The 15,600-nt window shown below is 59.5% G+C and carries 14 protein-coding genes; 8 read left to right on the top strand and 6 right to left on the bottom strand.

Translation table 11 applies throughout. The features are described 5' to 3' along the window. Nucleotides 1–9: 9 nt before the first annotated feature. The 8 genes from H043_RS0100765 to H043_RS0100730 are packed head-to-tail and all read left to right on the top strand — an operon-like array spanning nt 10 to nt 8,994. Nucleotides 10–924, top strand: a complete 915-nt coding sequence (locus H043_RS0100765) for a GDP-mannose 4,6-dehydratase (protein ID WP_027610308.1) — start codon at nt 10–12, stop codon at nt 922–924. Further along, a complete protein-coding gene (gene gmd / locus H043_RS0100760) occupies nt 921–1,889 on the top strand; it encodes a GDP-mannose 4,6-dehydratase (RefSeq protein ID WP_027610307.1) in 969 nt (322 codons plus the stop codon). The genes H043_RS0100765 and gmd overlap by 4 nt, the downstream gene beginning before the upstream one ends. 3 nt (nt 1,890–1,892) lie before the next feature. Then, nucleotides 1,893–3,335: a mannose-1-phosphate guanylyltransferase/mannose-6-phosphate isomerase gene (locus tag H043_RS0100755; protein WP_027610306.1), complete on the top strand. Its 1,443-nt coding sequence runs from the start codon at nt 1,893–1,895 to the stop codon at nt 3,333–3,335. Beyond that, nucleotides 3,335–4,132 carry an ABC transporter permease gene (locus H043_RS0100750; RefSeq protein WP_027610305.1) on the top strand — a complete coding sequence of 266 codons (798 nt, stop codon included), beginning with the start codon at nt 3,335–3,337 and terminating at the stop codon, nt 4,130–4,132. The genes H043_RS0100755 and H043_RS0100750 overlap by 1 nt, the downstream gene beginning before the upstream one ends. Next, the gene (locus tag H043_RS0100745; protein WP_027610304.1) at nt 4,132–5,385 is read left to right on the top strand and encodes an ABC transporter ATP-binding protein; all 1,254 of its coding nucleotides are present in this window, start codon (nt 4,132–4,134) and stop codon (nt 5,383–5,385) included. The genes H043_RS0100750 and H043_RS0100745 overlap by 1 nt, the downstream gene beginning before the upstream one ends. After that, on the top strand, nt 5,382–6,749 hold the full coding sequence (locus H043_RS0100740; protein ID WP_027610303.1) for a glycosyltransferase family 1 protein: 1,368 nt from the start codon (nt 5,382–5,384) through the stop codon (nt 6,747–6,749). Before H043_RS0100745 ends, H043_RS0100740 begins: the two co-directional genes overlap by 4 nt. Next, nucleotides 6,733–7,863, top strand: coding sequence for a glycosyltransferase family 1 protein (locus tag H043_RS0100735; RefSeq protein WP_027610302.1), 1,131 nt, complete (start codon nt 6,733–6,735; stop codon nt 7,861–7,863). Before H043_RS0100740 ends, H043_RS0100735 begins: the two co-directional genes overlap by 17 nt. Then, nucleotides 7,864–8,994, top strand: coding sequence for a glycosyltransferase family 4 protein (locus tag H043_RS0100730; protein WP_027610301.1), 1,131 nt, complete (start codon nt 7,864–7,866; stop codon nt 8,992–8,994). 142 nt (nt 8,995–9,136) lie between these two features. Here the strand turns inward: H043_RS0100730 and H043_RS0100725 are convergent, their stop codons facing one another. The 6 genes from H043_RS0100725 to H043_RS0100700 all read right to left on the bottom strand — a co-directional run bounded on the left by H043_RS0100725 (nt 9,137) and on the right by H043_RS0100700 (nt 15,441). Then, complete coding sequence (locus H043_RS0100725) at nt 9,137–11,167, bottom strand: pyridoxamine 5'-phosphate oxidase family protein (RefSeq protein ID WP_027610300.1); 2,031 nt, start codon at nt 11,165–11,167, stop codon at nt 9,137–9,139. A 60-nt stretch (nt 11,168–11,227) separates the two neighbouring features. Then, nucleotides 11,228–11,854 (bottom strand): glutathione S-transferase family protein, encoded by a 627-nt coding sequence (locus H043_RS0100720; RefSeq protein WP_027610299.1) that lies wholly within the window; start codon nt 11,852–11,854, stop codon nt 11,228–11,230. A 102-nt stretch (nt 11,855–11,956) separates the two neighbouring features. After that, nucleotides 11,957–12,883, bottom strand: coding sequence for a LysR family transcriptional regulator (locus H043_RS0100715; protein WP_027610298.1), 927 nt, complete (start codon nt 12,881–12,883; stop codon nt 11,957–11,959). Between the two features lie 683 nt (nt 12,884–13,566). Then, nucleotides 13,567–14,556, bottom strand: coding sequence for a hypothetical protein (locus H043_RS28920; protein ID WP_097090236.1), 990 nt, complete (start codon nt 14,554–14,556; stop codon nt 13,567–13,569). Between the two features lie 12 nt (nt 14,557–14,568). Further along, nucleotides 14,569–14,796 carry a hypothetical protein gene (locus tag H043_RS0100705; RefSeq protein ID WP_081730173.1) on the bottom strand — a complete coding sequence of 76 codons (228 nt, stop codon included), beginning with the start codon at nt 14,794–14,796 and terminating at the stop codon, nt 14,569–14,571. Nucleotides 14,797–15,180: 384 nt separating this feature from the next. Continuing rightward, nucleotides 15,181–15,441, bottom strand: a complete 261-nt coding sequence (locus H043_RS0100700; RefSeq protein WP_027610296.1) for a hypothetical protein — start codon at nt 15,439–15,441, stop codon at nt 15,181–15,183. Between the last annotated feature and the right edge of the window lie 159 nt (nt 15,442–15,600).

Genomic DNA, 15,600 nt, shown 5'->3' with positions numbered 1-15,600 from the left:
GGTCGCTGTTTGAAAAAGCGTCTGTTCGTCACGGGCCTCAGTGGGTTCGTGGGACAACATATCCAGTCGCGTCTGGCCCAGCCTGACTCGACGTGGGAACTGCTGCCTGCCACCGCACCCTACGATCTCACGTCAGCGGCGAGCCTCGTCGACCTGTGGCCACAATTGCCCGACGCGGTGATTCACCTCGCTGGTCAGACCTTCGTTCCCGAAGCCTTCCGTGACCCGGCCCGTACGCTCGAGATCAATCTGCTGGGTACCCTCAATCTGTTGCAGGCCCTCAAGGCCCGCGGATTTCGGGGGACCTTCCTGTATGTCAGCTCCGGCGACGTCTATGGACAAGTCGACGAGAGCGCCCTGCCCATCACCGAACTGCAACCGCCCTGCCCGCGCAACCCCTATGCGGTGAGCAAGCTCTCGGCCGAGTTTCTCAGCCTGCAATGGGGCCTGAGTGAGGGCTGGCCGGTGCTGGTGGCGCGGCCGTTCAACCATATCGGCGCCGGACAGAAAGACAGCTTCGTCATCGCCAGCGCCGCACGCCAGATCAACCGCATCAAGCAAGGCTTGCAGGCAGCACGACTGGAAGTCGGCGACATTGACGTCACGCGCGACTTCCTCGATGTCGGCGATGTGATCGCGGCTTATTTCGCCCTTCTGGAAAAAGGCACACCCGGGCAGGTCTACAACATCTGCTCGGGCCGCGAACAAAGCATCCGCAGTCTGATCGAGCAGTTGGGCGATCTGGCGCAGGTCGAAGTGCAACTGGTGCAGGATCCGGCACGCATGCGGCGCGCCGATCAGCGTCGCGTTTGCGGCAGTCACGCAAAGCTGGTCCAGACCACGGGCTGGGCACCGGCAATCACCACACAACAATCCCTGCGGGCGATCCTGTCCGACTGGGAGCAGCGAGTAAAACAACAATGAAAAGTGCACTGATCACGGGGATCACCGGCCAGGACGGCGCATATCTGGCCAGGTTGCTGCTCGACAAGGGTTACAAGGTTCACGGCCTGGTAGCACGCCGTAGCAGCGATTCGCGCTGGCGCTTGCGCGAGATGGGCGTCGAAGGCGACATCGTCTACCTGGACGGTGACATGGCCGATGCCTGCTCGGTACAACGTGCAGTCATTCAGTCGGCGCCGGACGAGGTCTACAACCTCGCTGCACAAAGCTTCGTTGCCGCTTCCTGGAATCAGCCGGTGACCACCGGCATCGTCGATGGCCTGGGCGTCACCCACTTGCTCGAAGCGATCCGCCAGTTCAGCCCGCACACACGTTTCTATCAGGCCTCCACCAGCGAAATGTTCGGTCTGATTCAGGCCGAACAACAGGACGAGAACACCCCGTTCTATCCGCGCAGCCCCTACGGCGTGGCCAAACTCTACGGTCACTGGATCACCGTCAACTACCGCGAAAGTTTCGACCTGCACGCCAGCAGCGGCATCCTCTTCAACCACGAGTCGCCGCTGCGCGGCATCGAGTTCGTCACCCGCAAGGTCACCGACGCCGCGGCCCGCATCAAGCAGGGCAAGCAGCAGGAACTGGCCCTGGGCAACATCGACGCCAAACGCGACTGGGGTTTTGCCGGTGACTACGTCGAAGCCATGTGGCTGATGCTGCAACAGGACAAGCCTGACGATTTCGTGGTCGCCACCGGCGTCACCACCACCGTGCGCGAGATGTGCCGCATCGCCTTCGATCACGTTGGCCTCAACTACCGCGACTACGTGAAGATCGACCCGGCGTTCTTCCGCCCGGCCGAAGTCGAAGTGCTGCTCGGCAACCCGGCCAAGGCGCAGCGTGTGCTGGGCTGGAAACCGAAAACCGACCTGGACACCCTGATCCGCATGATGATGGATGCGGATATGAAACGCGTCGCCAAGGAGTAGGTCATGCTCATTCCCGTGATTCTGTCCGGCGGTGCCGGTACGCGTCTGTGGCCGGTGTCCCGCGAGGGCCATCCCAAACCGTTCATGACCCTGCCCGACGGGCAGTCGCTGCTCGGCAAGACCTACCAGCGGGCGGCAGCACTGCTCGACGGCTGGGGCGACATCGTCACGGTGACCAACCGCGAGTACTACTTCCAGAGCAAGGATCACTATTGCGCCGCCCATGTGTCGCGCCATCGCGGGCACTTCCTGCTGGAGCCGACCGGGCGCAACACCGCCCCGGCGATTGCCGCCGCCGCCCTGTCGCTGCAGGCGCTGCACGGCGACGATGCAATCATGGTGGTTATGCCCGCCGACCATTTGATCGTTAATCAGCAAGCGCTCAAGAGCGCCGTCGAACACGCGGTCAATCTGGCGAAGGACGGTTATCTGGTGACCTTCGGTGTGCTGCCGACCGCCCCGGAAACCGGCTTCGGCTACATCGAAACCGGCGCACCGCTGGACGCCAAAGGCGCAGCGAAAGTGCAGCGTTTCGTGGAAAAGCCTGACCTGCAGACCGCCACCCATTACCTGGAAAGCGGCAACTTCCTGTGGAACTCGGGCATGTTCTGCTTCACCACCGCGACACTGATCAACGAGCTGCAACTGCACGCGCCAGAGCTGCTGGAACAGACCCGCGCCTGCATGCAGGCCAGCGCCCCGGTGGAAACCGTCGGCTGTCTGCAACAGGAACTGTCACCGGCACTGTTTGCTGAAATCACCGACATCTCCATCGATTACGCCTTGATGGAGCGCTCGGAGAAAGTCGTGGTGGTGCCCGCCGGTTTCGACTGGAGCGACATCGGTTCGTGGGGTGCCGTGGCAGCGCTGGTACCGGCCGATGCCGACAACAATCGCGCCAGCGGCGAAGCGGTGTTCATCGACAGTCACAACAACTTCGTGCAGAGCGAAGGCCGGCTGGTGGCCGCCGTGGGTGTGGATAACCTGATCATCGTCGACACCGCCGACGCGGTGCTGGTGGCCCATGCCGATCGCGCCCAGGATGTGCGACGCGTTGCCAAACAGCTCAAGGACAAATCCCACGAAGCCTACCGCCTGCATCGCACGGTCAGCCGTCCGTGGGGCACCTACACCGTGCTCGAGGAAGGCCCGCGCTTCAAGATCAAGCGCATCGTGGTCAAGCCCGGCGGCAAGCTGTCGCTGCAAATGCATCATCACCGCAACGAACACTGGGTGGTGGTCGAAGGCATGGCCAAGGTCACCAACAACGGTACCGGCACTCACCTGGTGGCCAAGAACGAATCGACGTTCATTGCCGCCGGCCATCGCCATCGCCTGGAAAACCCCGGCGTGATCGACCTGGTGATCATCGAAGTGCAAAGCGGCGAATACCTGGGTGAAGACGATATCGTGCGCTTCGAAGACCAATACGGCAGGACGGTTTGATGCTGCTTTCCCTGTACCGCTCGCTTTACAGCTATCGAGGATTCATCCTCGGCAGCGTACAGCGAGAGTTTCAAGCGCGTTATCGCAATTCGCTGCTCGGCGCCTTGTGGCCCGTGTTTAATCCACTGTCGATGATCATCGTCTACACCGTGATCTTTTCTCACATCATGCGCGCCCGCCTGCCGGGCGTGGATGACAGCATGGCCTACAGTGTCTATCTCTGCGCCGGGCTGCTCGCCTGGGGAATGTTTTCGGAAATCACCCTGCGCAGCCAGACCATGTTTCTGGATAACGCCAACCTGCTGAAGAAAATCAGCTTCCCCCGCATCTGCCTGCCGGTGATCGTGCTGTGCAATGCGGCGATCAATTTCGCCATCATCATCGGCCTGTTCCTTGGATTTCTATTGATCAGCGGGCGTTGGCCCGGTATGGCGCTCCTGGCGCTGATTCCCCTGATTGCGCTGCAGATGCTGTTCTGCGCTGGTCTGGGCATGATCCTCGGCGTGTTGAATGTATTCTTTCGCGATGTCGGCCAGCTCTTCGCCATCTGCCTGCAGTTCTGGTTCTGGCTGACGCCGATCGTGTATCCGATCACCATCCTCCCGGAGTGGGTCCAGCGGCTGCTGCAACTCAACCCGATGACCAGCCTGATCGGCAGCTATCAGAACCTGTTCCTGTATGGGCAATGGCCGGTCTGGAACTCGCTTTTACCGGTGTTCATCGTCGCGGTGGTGATGTGTCTGATCGCCCTGCGGTTGTTCCGCCAGCGCGTCGGTGAAATGGTGGATGAACTCTGATGGGACTTATACGCGTAACGGGCCTGGGCAAGGCTTATAAACAGTATCCGACACGCTGGAGCCGTCTGGCGGAATGGCTGATCCCGTTTTCCCCGGTGCGCCACCGCGAGCATTGGGTGCTGCAGGATGTCGCTTTCGAGATTGCCCCCGGCGAGGCCGTGGGTATCGTCGGCGCCAACGGTGCGGGCAAAAGCACTTTGCTGAAGATGATCACCGGTACCACTCAACCCACCTGCGGCAAAATCGAGATTGAAGGGCGCGTAGCGGCATTGCTGGAGCTGGGCATGGGTTTTCACCCGGACTTTACCGGGCGCCAGAACGCGATCATGGCCGGACAGTTGCTGGGCCTGCAGGTTGGCGAAATCGAAGCGCTGATGCCTGACATCGAACACTTCGCAGAAATCGGCGAAGCCATCGACCACCCCGTGCGCACCTACTCCAGCGGCATGCAGATGCGCCTGGCCTTCAGCGTCGCCACCGCGCGGCGTCCGGACATTCTGATCGTCGACGAGGCCCTGTCGGTGGGCGACGCCTACTTTCAGCACAAGAGCTTTGAACGCATTCGCAGCTTCCGCAAGGCCGGCACGACCCTGCTGATCGTCTCCCACGACCGCTCGGCCATCCAGTCGATCTGCGATTCGGCGATCCTGCTCAAGGACGGCCACATGGCCATGTACGACAAACCGGAAGTGGTGCTCGACTATTACAACGCCCTGATGGCCGAACGCGAAGGGCAGATCGTGCGCCAGGAAATGCTCGCCGGCGGCGAAGTACAAACCGTGTCCGGCACCGGCGAGGCCGGCATTCTGAGTGTGCGCCTGCTGGACGAACACGATCGCGCCATCGACGCTGCCGAGGTCGGCCAGCCAGTGGTACTGGAAGTGCAGGTCGAAGTTCGCCGCGACATTGAACGGCTGGTGCTCGGCTTCATCCTCAAGGATCGTCTGGGCCAGATGATGTATGGCATCAACACCCATCGCCTGAACAAGGCCCTGACCGATCTGCGCGCCGGCGAACGCTTCACTTACCGCTTCGCCTTCGTCATGGGGCTGGGCAAGGGCAACTATTCGGTATCGTTGAGCCTGTCGCGCCTGGACTCGCATCTGGACCGCAACTTCGAATGGCGCGATTACGGTCTGGTGTTTCACGTGATCAACAACCGACAGGAAGATTTCGTCGGCTGTTCCTGGCTCAATGCCAAGACGACGATCACCCCTCACACCGAGACAGCGCTGACCGAGCGTGCGCCATGACCCGCCTCTTGGTCGAGTGCACCCACGTCTTCAAACACCCGAAGATCAACTCCGGTATTCAACGCGTGGTGCGCAACGTCATCAAGCAATTGCCGGCGCGGGTGGGTGATGTCGAGTGCCTGCCGGTCATTTCGCTGAGGGGCCGGCTGTATCGGGTCACGCGCCTGGCCCCGCTGGACGCGCCGCTGTTCAACGCCATTGCGACATTCGGCGAACGACTGGAACGCCTTGCGCACCGTTTCTGGCAATGGCATCAGCGCCTCGACAGCCGCCTGCAGGCAAAAACCCCACGACGTCTGTTGTACGTCGGCTATCGGCTGAGCGCTTTCGCAGCATTTGGCGTACCCCTGCGGCTGATCGAGCGGATCAACCGCCAGCAACTGCCAAAACGCTGTGCCCCCTTGCAGCATCAGCCCGGAGACCAACTGGTGCTGCTGGATTCGTCCTGGCACTCGGACTTTTTCTCCCACGCCGAACAGCTCAAGCGCGAGGGTGTCGGTATCGTCGCGGTCATCTACGACTTGATACCGCTGACCCACCCGCAGTTCTACGACACGCGGCTGGTGCAGGTCTTCAGTGAATGGTTCGACTGGATCACCCGCACGGCCGACGGCTACCTGGCCATTTCCGCCACGGTACGCGATCAGGTGCGCGCCGAACTGCAGCAACGGATCGGCACGGTACAGGCCGAAAAACGCTGGTTCGATTATTTTCACCTCGGTTCCGAACTGGATCTGCACAGCGCCGGGGAAACCGTCGAACCGCGCCTGCAACAGCTGTTCAATACACCGGAGCCGCTGTTCCTGATGGTCAGTACCATTGAGCCGCGCAAGAACCACGCATACCTGCTCGATGCCTTCGAACGGGCCTGGACCGCCGGCTCCCCGGCGCGTCTGTGCATCGCCGGGCGCATCGGCTGGAAGTGCGATGCCCTGCTCGCCCGGGTGCGCAGTCATCCCGAACTGAATCGCCGCCTGTTCATGTTCAACGACTTGAGCGACACCAGCCTCGAACATGCCTACGCCCACGCCAGTGCGCTGGTATTCCCTTCGTTTGTCGAAGGCTTTGGCCTGCCGCTGGTGGAGGCCATGCAGCGTGGCTTGCCGGCGATGGGCAGCGACATTGCGGTGTTCCGCGAAATCGGCGGCGAATTCATGGCGTATTTCGATTTGCAGGATCCGCAAAGCCTCGCTGACTTGATCATGCGGTTCCTGCAGAGTGGCCAATTCCCCGCTGCTCGCGATGTGGCGGACTGGCGCTGGATCGACTGGCACGAGGCGAGTGCGCAACTGGCCGAGCGCACCGTACGCAATGCAGTGCAAGCGCCATTGGCGCCAGCGAGGCCGCATGCGCATTGCCCTTAATGCCCGGATCCTGCAGGCACCGCGCACCGGCATCGGCCATTACGTCGCCGAGTTGGTGAATGCGTTGCGCAGCGATACCGATATCGAAATTGAGTTGTTCCACGGCTGGGGCTGGAGTTCGGCCTTGCCGGAGGCGGCGATGCCCGGTTATTCGCGCCTGACGCCACTGCTGCGGCAGATCCCCGGGGCTTATCAGGCGCGGCGCTGGCTGGAACAAAAGCGTTTCGATCAGGCGCGCGCGCATGGCATCGATCTGTATCACGAACCGAGTCTGTGGCCACTGGCCTTCGACGGCCCGACCGTGATCACCCTGCACGACCTGACGCACCTGCATTACCCCGAAACTCAGCCGCCGGCACGTTTGCAAGAGATCGAGCGCCGACTGGCTACCGGCGTGCGGCAGGCACAAGTGATCCTCACCGATTCACAAGCGATCGCCGACGAAGCTCAAAGCTGTTTCGGCCTGCCCGCTGAACGTTTCGTGGTCGCTCCTTTGGGCGTGGCCGAGCGCTTTCATCCGCGTGACGCACACACCATCGACCCGGTACTCAAGGCCCATGCCGTTACGGCGCGGGAGTATTTCCTCTGTGTCGGGACGCTGGAGCCACGCAAGAATCTGCGGCTGGCCCTGCGCGCCCATGCCTTGCTGCCGGAGGCCGTGCGCCAACGCTTTCCGCTGCTGATCGTCGGCATGGCTGGCTGGCAGCGCGAACAGTTCAGCGCCGAACTGCGTCAGGCATTGGCAAGCGGGCATGTGTGCCTGCTCGGCTACTTGCCCGATGAACACCTGGCCCAGCTGTTGGCCGGTGCCCGGGCGTTGATTTTTCCTTCGTTATACGAAGGCTTTGGCCTGCCGGTGTTGGAGGCGATGGCCAGCGGCACGCCGGTGGTACTCACCCGCGCTTCGGCCATGCCGGAAGTCGCGGGCGACGCGGGCAACTATATTGAACCTGACAATGCAGACGGCTTGCGCGACGCGCTGATCCGTCTGCTCGACGATCAGGTGCATTGGCAAGCATGCCGAGAAGCCGGATTGCAGCGGGCGCGGCTTTTTTCCTGGCAGCGCTGCGCACAGGCCACGGCCGGTGCCTACCGCCAGGCCATGGGAGGTTGAATGCGAGTTCTTCATTTTTTCAAAACCTACTTGCCTGACTCGGTCGGCGGTATCGAGCAGGTGATATTTCAGCTGTGCGAAAGCGGTGCGCATCACGGTATCGACGGCCAGGTGCTGACACTCAGCGCCGACCCGACCCCGCCGGTGGTGCAACTGGGTCAACACGAAGTGCATCGCGCCAGACTCGACATCCAGTTCGCCTCCACCGGGTTTTCCTGGAGCGTGTTCAAACAGTTTCGCGAGCTGGCCGCCGAAGCCGATGTGGTCAACTATCACTTTCCGTGGCCGTTCATGGACCTGGTGCACTTTGCCAGCGGCATGAACAAACCGAGCGTGGTGACCTACCACTCGGACATTATTCGTCAGAAGCATCTGCTCAAACTCTACCGACCGCTGATGAACCGCTTCCTCGCCAGCGCCGACCGGATTGTCGCGGCCTCGCCGAACTACCTGCACACCAGCGACGTGCTGCAGCAGTTTCAGAACAAGACCCGGGTGATTCCATACGGTTTGAACAAGGCCGGTTATCCACAGGCCGACAGCGAACGGATGAATCGCTGGCGCCAGCAGCTTGGGGATAAGTTTTTCCTGTTCGTCGGGGTCATGCGTTATTACAAAGGTCTGCACATCCTGCTCGACGCCTTGAAGGACGTGGACTACCCGGTGGTGATCGTCGGTGCCGGGCCGCTGGAACTGGAGTTGCACGCCCAGGCTGCTGCGCTGGGGCTGCGTAACATCCACTTCCTCGGGCGCCTGGGCGATGAAGACAAGGTCGCCCTGCTGCAACTGAGCTACGCCATCGTGTTTCCGTCGCACCTGCGTTCCGAAGCGTTCGGCATTTCGCTGCTCGAAGGCGCGATGTACGGCAAACCAATGATCTCCAGCGAAATCGGTACCGGCACCAGCTACATCAACATCCACAACGAAACCGGGCTGGTGGTGCCACCGAGCAACCCTCAGGCGTTTCGCGAGGCAATGCGCAGCCTCTGGGAAAACCCCGAACGCGCAGCAGCCATGGGCATAAAGGCCGAGGCGCGTTACCGGCAGTTGTTTACCGCCGACGAGATGGGCCGCAAGTGGACCGAGCTGTATCAGGAGCTGCTGGAGGAGAAAGACCTGTCTTACGCCTGATCCCGTTGCTGAAACACATCACCCTGTGGGAGCGGGCTTGCTCGCGAAAGCGGTCTTTCAGTAAACAATGATGTCGACTGATCTGACGCCTTCGCGAGCAAGCCCGCTCCCACAGGGGGGTGTAGTGATTTCAAATGAGCCGTTAGAGATCTAGCACCAACAACTGCTCACTCTGCGCCGGCACCGCGCAACAAATCAGCACCTGCCCCGCTTCCGGCAGGTCTGCCGGGGGCTGTGGATAATTCACCGCGCCACTGACCAGACGTGTCTTGCAGGTGCCGCACGAACCTCCCCGGCAACTGAACTCGGGGCGCAGGCCACGGCTTTCTGCGAGCTCCAGCAGACTGCCGCCGTCCGGCTGCCAGCGCGCCTCTTTGGCAGAACGCTCGAACATCACCGGCACTGACGTGATGGCGGCCGGTGGTTGCTCGATGACCGCCGCATCCGGGTCCGGCTGGCGCTTGAGCGTCGACGGGCCGAAGGTCTCGGCATGGATCCGCGCGTCGCGAATGTCCAGCTCGCGCAGACTGTCGTAGACACTTTGGGTAAAAGCGCCGGGGCCACAGACGGCAAAATCGATCTGGTCGTAATCCTCGACCTCCAGCAAATCGCGCAGCAGTGCCCCATCAATGCGCCCATGGCGGTCGAAATCTTCGCCCTCGTGCACATCGGCTTCCGGCTGGCTGAGCAGGCGAATCACCCGTACCGCGTCGCCAGCACTTTCCAGCAAGCGATCGAGTTCCTCGCGAAACGGCTGATCGGCCAGGCTGCGAGAACTCTGCAGCAACCACGTCGGCCGGATCCTGCGGGTGCGCAGGCCTTGATACACCACCTCGCGCAGCATCGACAGCAACGGCGTGATGCCAACCCCCGCCGCCAGCAGCACCAGCGGCCGGTGTTCCAGCGGTGCCACCGTGAAGTGCCCCTGTGGCGCCCGTGCCTCAAGAACATCGCCGACCCGGATCTGCTGGTGCAAATGGCCTGAAACCAGGCCCTCGCGTTTCACACTGATGCGCAGGAAATCATCCGATGGCGCACTCGACAGGCTATAAGTGCGAATATGCGTTTCACCATCCAGAGTGAAGCGCAACGGCAGATGCTGGCCAGCCTGAAACACCGGCATCCCTGCGCCATCGTCCGGTTGCAGATAGATCGAGCGGATGTGCTGGCTCTCCCTTTCGATGCGGGTCACCCGCAGCGGCCGCCAGCGGTCACCCAGCGCTTTGGCCTGCAAGCGTGCATCGGCCTGGGCCCAGGTGCCGGTCAGCAGACTGGTGGGCGACATGCCGTCGAAGCGCCAGCGCAGGGCCAGTGCCGCCGGGCGCCGCACCAGTCTCTCTACCTCGAATGTCCAGAGGCGCTCGGCGCCTTGGAACGCTTCGATCTGCGGCCCGTCGAGGATGATTTCGGTCCGCCCGCTCAGTTGCAGCACATCGCCTGTGGAAAAGTCGATGAACAGCAGGCCGGCCTTGGGATTGAGCAGCAGGTTGCCGAGCGTGTTGAAGTGCAGGTTGCCGGCAAAATCCGGGATGGTCAGACGATTACCTTCAACCCGGACAAACCCGGCCTGCCCGCCACGATGGGAAACATCCACCGCACGTTGTCCGTCCACATCGACGTAACTGGCGACAAAGAAGGTATCGGCGCCTTCGATCATGGCTCTGGCTGCGTCATCAAGACCGTCGTCGTGCTGCGCTGGCCGCGTCTGCGGATCGCTCAGCGGCACGCGCTGGAACTGGCGCAGTTGAATGTATTGCGGACAGTTGCCGAAAGCCTGATCCACGCTCACCTCGAAACCCTGCACGGTCAGATTGTCGACATGACCGTTGAGGCGATTGCGGCGGCGGGTATGCAACTCAATGCCGAGCAACCCGATCGGCTCGCCATTGCGCAATTGCGCCGGATCATCGGCAGCGGGTTGGCTGGCGAAATGCAGATGCTCGGGATCAGGCGAATGCGCAAACCCCGGCGCGCCTTCGATCACGCTGGCCCATGGGCGCCCGTCAGCATCGACCGCGCCGTACAGCATGAACGGTAACTGCTCATAAAAGGCGCGGTGCTGATCTGGCATCCAGTCGCGAATCACTTTTCGACCGAAGGCCTCCATGCGCTCGGCAACGCCGACATGGGCCTGCAGTTGTTGCTCGCCAGCGTGCCACGGTGAACGTTCCATCACGCATCTCCCCGCGCCGCCGGCGCATTGTGGTTAACTCGATCAGATCGGGCCGCCCCCTTAGGCAGTCTTTTGCAGACCGGCGACCGTGCGCGGCATGCCGACAAAACCGGACAAGGCTTCGACACGCGCCAGCCAGGCACGCACGTTGGTGTAGTCGTCCAGCGACACGTTGCCTTCCGGCGCATGGGCGATGTAGCTGTAGGCGGACACGTCGGCGATGGTCGGCTCGCTGCCGGCCAGATACGGGGTCTTGCCCAGTTCCACCTCCATCACTTTGAGCAGGTTATGCGCACGGGTAATCGCTTCTTCAGCATTCAACTGTGCGCCAAACACCGTCACCAATCGTGCAGCAGCAGGTCCGAAAGCAATCGGCCCTGCAGCGGCCGACAACCAGCGCTGCACCTGCGCCGCGCCGACCGGATCGGTCGGCAGCCAGCGGCCATTGCCGTACTTGAGCGCCAGATACACCAGAATCGCGTTGGAGTCGGCCAGCACCACACCGCCGTCGTCAATCGCCGGCACCTGGCCGAAACTGTTGATCGCCAGATACGGCGCCTGCTTGTGCTCACCCTTGGCCAGATCGACCAGGATCAATTCGGTCGGCAACTGCAGCAGGGACAGCATCAGCTCTACCCGATGGGCGTGGCCGGAACGCGGGAAGTTGTAGAGTTTGATCGCTTGCATGGTCGACTCCGCTGGAGAGGGCGCCGTTCGGGATGGCAGCGCCGATGGAGGCCATCTTCCACCCATCTTCAAATCAACAGAATCACCAGCAATCGCAATCAATTATTTCACTGGATGAAATAACGCCGCGTTCTGCAGCGCCGGATGTTCTCGCAGCACCTTCACCGCGTGGTCGACAAAACTGCGCACCCGCGCCGGTGCCTTGCGTCCGCCCTGATACACCACATGAATCGGCAGCGGCGGCAGTTCGAAATCGGCGAGGACAATTTCCAGTTCACCGGAAGCCACCTTGCCGGCGACCTGATAGGACAACACCCGGGTCAGCCCCAAGCCCAGGCAAGCCGCAGTAATCGCCGCCTGGTTGGCGGTGACCACCAGCCGAGGCTCGGGTCGCACGCTAAGCGCTTCGCCCTGATCCACAAACGGCCAGTTGCGCAACTGGCCGATGGCCGACGTCGTCACCACCGGCGCACCGGCCAGTGCCTGCGGATGCGCGGGACGGCCGTGTCGAGCCAGATAGTCCGGCGAACCACAGATCACCCGCCGCACTTCGCCGACCCGGATTGCATGCTGATTGCTGTCCGGCAACTCACCAATGCGCACCGCGACATCGATGCCCTCCTCGACCATGCTCACCACCCGATCGACCAACAGCGCATTGATCGAAACATCTGGATACTGCGTCAGATAACTGGTCATCAGGGGCGTGACAAACAACTCACCGAACAACACCGGCGCAGTCACCGTCAATTGCCCACGGGGCTGGGCATGACTGCCGGCCGCCGAATCCTCGGCTTCCTGCACCTCGGCGAGAATTCTCCGACAATCTTCCAGATAACGCTGACCGGCCTCGCTGAGGTGCACAGTGCGTGTCGTGCGAATCAGCAACTGTGTACCAATGCGCTGCTCTAGCGCCGCCACGGCGCGGGTGACACTGGCCGCGGACAAGCCAAGACGCCGCGCCGCTGCCGAGAAGCCCTGCTCCTGGGCCACGGTGGCGAAGATCTGCATTTCCTGGAAGCGGTCCATGGAGGTCCTCGATTCAGATACAAAAATCGCAGCCGAGGCTGCGATTTTTGCGGGTCTGGATTTTGAGAATTAAAGCTGTCGCAGTATGAGGCGGATTTCGGGGCTTCCAGCTGGCTGCGAAGAAATCGCAAAACTGTCGCAGAAGGCCCAGATGCTGATACGGACTCAAGCGCTAGAGAATTAAAACTGCCCCAGCCAATCAGAGCTGCTGCTCCGCGGATAGCTGACGGCTACACTTACTCTCTGGCCTCTTTACGACTGGATCAAAGTCGCACCAGCAACAAGAACCTGCCAACCCTATGCAGTCTGACGCTCAGGACATGCATCTATTTAGAAAAGCACGTTCCACATCGTGTCGCAAATATATTAGGCCAACCTGGCAGCACCGTCGCTCCCTTCCCTGTAAACCAGCCCGAGAAATCCTTGAATGTGTCTCGTGCTGCATTGTCCAATTTTTTGCGGCATAGGCGGTTTTCGCCACCATCATCGGATGCCCATACCTTGCACCGTGAGAAATAACGAGTTGCGAGAAACGCTGTGAGATTTAGCTTCCGAGCAATTGAATCGTGATTGATGAAGACAGGCTCGGAACACTCACTTAGATTGACTAATCTGAGATTCTTCGCCTGTTTTTGGTTACTTGGTCGCTGCTCTGTCGTCTTTCTGCGTTAATCGATAGCCGTTTACTCGGCTTTCTGTAAGTTTTGAACTATTTCGAAAAACTCAGTGTAATCCGAGAAGCTGCAGAAACCAGCCTGTTCGCCACGAGTCGAGATGGATATCAGTGGAGGTACTCCTGATTGGATGTCCGCCAATACACCCTCAATGAAGCTACTAACAATATTGACCTGATTGTAATAAACTTCACCAGTATCATTTTCAGAAGGCTTTTTCTTCGGCTCCTTCAGGAAGTTTTTTAAAATGGCCATTCCGGCGGCGGGGTTATTTGAAAAAAGTTTTAGTATGCCTTTAAAGTAATTAGCGCTTGATGCATGTGTTGCCTCTGCGAGCTCATTTAACATGCTTTCAAGTGGTTCAGCTTGGATTTTTAACATATTTTTCAGATTGGTTATCTGAAAGATAGACATATAGGCAATATCGGAACCTCCATCGGCAGATATTATCAAGCAACGTAGAGAGTCGATGTGATTTTCCTTGGCTGCAAGGTGCATTGCCATTTCGTAGCACGCCCCGAGATGACCTCTGTTATGAGCCATCGATAACCAGAGTAGACAATCATCACTCCGCCCCCCCCCAAGCGAGGCTCCGATCCGGTACATGGCGCTGATATGCCCGTTGGACGCCGCTTTAGCTAACTCATAGCTTTCGTTATCAGAGTGCTGATACTTCAAAAGTAAGGGTATACAGGCGTCATTTATTCTTTTCTTGAGCAACTCAATTAATTTATCCCAGTTTAGCCCAAAATCACTCAGCGAGCAGTCGTTGAGGTATTGTTTCGCTGATGAACGAGGACTGCGTGGTTGGGCATTGTACTCAGCCCTCTTTTCTGCCTTGTAGATCGCTACTGTTTTTTCAGTAGGAAGTATAATGTCATCTGTATGTACCTCACGAAGTGCTTCCGAGGCCTTTCCGTGAAGGTGCTGAAACCAGCTTCCGAACCTGATTTCATACGTTACATTGTTATGTGAGATAGCTGTCATTTTCTTCATCATGGCTGTCCTTGCTTAATCATGTGCTCGATCAAGATAAGCTCGAGCCGCGAAGAGAGCCTGGTCCCAAGACATATTTGGGTGACGTTCCATATAGTCCACTGCAATATTGAGAAGTAAGCGCTCGGCGCCAAGCGGACCGGACTCCAGCATTTTTTGCTCGCGATCAAGGCGTGCAAGTGCACGTCCCTTCTTCTTGCGAAATTCGGGAACAGGGAGAGGAGAAGGTAAGATTTCTGACATAATTGCCTCCAGAGTAAGAGGCAGTTTCGCGAATGCAAAGATCCACCTCTCACTATTTAAAATTAGTGAAAAAGAGAATCCGTAACTTGCTTTCGCCGGCCACGAATAAAGCCGTATCGAAAACTTAGCTAAAAAGCACAGAAAGGTCAACCACAAAAGCAGACTTGGTGGAAAAAGTGCATAGCCTCCAGGGTGTATACGGATGCGGAGCCTTTCTTAGCCGGAGGAGCATGAGGCCAGTGAGAGAGGTCTGCAGCAAAGTGGTCGAATGGTGGGCGCGCTGGGCGTCAGCGGGATGGGCATGAAGGCCAGGGAAGGCTGATTGATCGCCTGTCGTGCTTCTTAAGCTAAGGAACAAGTAAAGCAAACGACAATGACTGCACATTAGTCGAAAGGATTCAGCTCGAAGCGCCGATCGCGCACTGCAATCTTGAGCTCCCGCTTGACAGTCCTGACATCATCCAGCGAACAGTCTCCGGCTGAGCTCGCAAGATCAAGGCTTTCAAGGCATTTGCTGGCGGCTTCCTCGATTTTGAGATCTCCGCCAGCGCGAGCTAGACGTTCCTTGGTACTCTCCAGAATTGTATTGGCTGCATCTCCAAGCAAAACAAGATCAACACATTCGTGAATGGATCGGCCAATCATAGGCGCCTCATTTGTATTGATGTCGCATAATGTTAGCGGCTAGCTCTGGCAACGTCTAATGCCGATGATTAGCGGCTGCCAGCATTAAGCTCCGACCAGCATGCACCGAGGCCCAACCCTGAATCCAGTGCCAGGTTGGATTCGCAAGACCATAGAATA

The organism is Pseudomonas sp. URIL14HWK12:I6, assembly GCF_000514195.1.
Taxonomy (GTDB): Bacteria; Pseudomonadota; Gammaproteobacteria; order Pseudomonadales; family Pseudomonadaceae; genus Aquipseudomonas; species Aquipseudomonas putida_A.
Note: the sequence above shows the minus strand (reverse complement) of the source record. Positions and strands in the feature narration are given on the sequence as shown.

Excerpts from the sequence above, each read along its gene's own strand:
- gmd (WP_027610307.1), top strand. The coding sequence starts at position 921 with ATGAAAAGTGCACTGATCACGGGGATCACCGGCCAGGACGGCGCATAT.
- H043_RS0100755 (WP_027610306.1), top strand. The coding sequence starts at position 1,893 with ATGCTCATTCCCGTGATTCTGTCCGGCGGTGCCGGTACGCGTCTGTGG.
- H043_RS0100750 (WP_027610305.1), top strand. The coding sequence starts at position 3,335 with ATGCTGCTTTCCCTGTACCGCTCGCTTTACAGCTATCGAGGATTCATC.
- H043_RS0100745 (WP_027610304.1), top strand. The coding sequence starts at position 4,132 with ATGGGACTTATACGCGTAACGGGCCTGGGCAAGGCTTATAAACAGTAT.
- H043_RS0100740 (WP_027610303.1), top strand. The coding sequence starts at position 5,382 with ATGACCCGCCTCTTGGTCGAGTGCACCCACGTCTTCAAACACCCGAAG.
- H043_RS0100735 (WP_027610302.1), top strand. The coding sequence starts at position 6,733 with ATGCGCATTGCCCTTAATGCCCGGATCCTGCAGGCACCGCGCACCGGC.
- H043_RS0100730 (WP_027610301.1), top strand. The coding sequence starts at position 7,864 with ATGCGAGTTCTTCATTTTTTCAAAACCTACTTGCCTGACTCGGTCGGC.
- H043_RS0100725 (WP_027610300.1), bottom strand. The coding sequence starts at position 11,167 with ATGGAACGTTCACCGTGGCACGCTGGCGAGCAACAACTGCAGGCCCAT.
- H043_RS0100720 (WP_027610299.1), bottom strand. The coding sequence starts at position 11,854 with ATGCAAGCGATCAAACTCTACAACTTCCCGCGTTCCGGCCACGCCCAT.
- H043_RS0100715 (WP_027610298.1), bottom strand. The coding sequence starts at position 12,883 with ATGGACCGCTTCCAGGAAATGCAGATCTTCGCCACCGTGGCCCAGGAG.
- H043_RS28920 (WP_097090236.1), bottom strand. The coding sequence starts at position 14,556 with ATGATGAAGAAAATGACAGCTATCTCACATAACAATGTAACGTATGAA.
- H043_RS0100705 (WP_081730173.1), bottom strand. The coding sequence starts at position 14,796 with ATGTCAGAAATCTTACCTTCTCCTCTCCCTGTTCCCGAATTTCGCAAG.
- H043_RS0100700 (WP_027610296.1), bottom strand. The coding sequence starts at position 15,441 with ATGATTGGCCGATCCATTCACGAATGTGTTGATCTTGTTTTGCTTGGA.